The following is a 255-nucleotide window of genomic DNA, read 5'->3' on the forward strand; positions in this document are numbered from 1 at the left end:
ACTTAACAAACCGCCTGCGTGCGCTTTACGCCCAGTAATTCCGATTAACGCTTGCACCCTCCGTATTACCGCGGCTGCTGGCACGGAGTTAGCCGGTGCTTCTTCTGCGAGTAACGTCAATTGATGAACGTATTAAGCTCACCACCTTCCTCCTCGCTGAAAGTGCTTTACAACCCGAAGGCCTTCTTCACACACGCGGCATGGCTGCATCAGGCTTGCGCCCATTGTGCAATATTCCCCACTGCTGCCTCCCGT

The 255-nt window shown here is 54.5% G+C and carries 1 rRNA gene; it reads right to left on the reverse strand.

The window, feature by feature from the left end:
* Nucleotides 1–255 (reverse strand): 16S ribosomal RNA (locus tag WA302_RS25230); the annotation flags it as partial.

It is taken from the genome of Serratia sp. 201 (assembly GCF_037027545.1).
In the GTDB taxonomy this organism is placed as follows: Bacteria; Pseudomonadota; Gammaproteobacteria; order Enterobacterales; family Enterobacteriaceae; genus Serratia; species Serratia bockelmannii.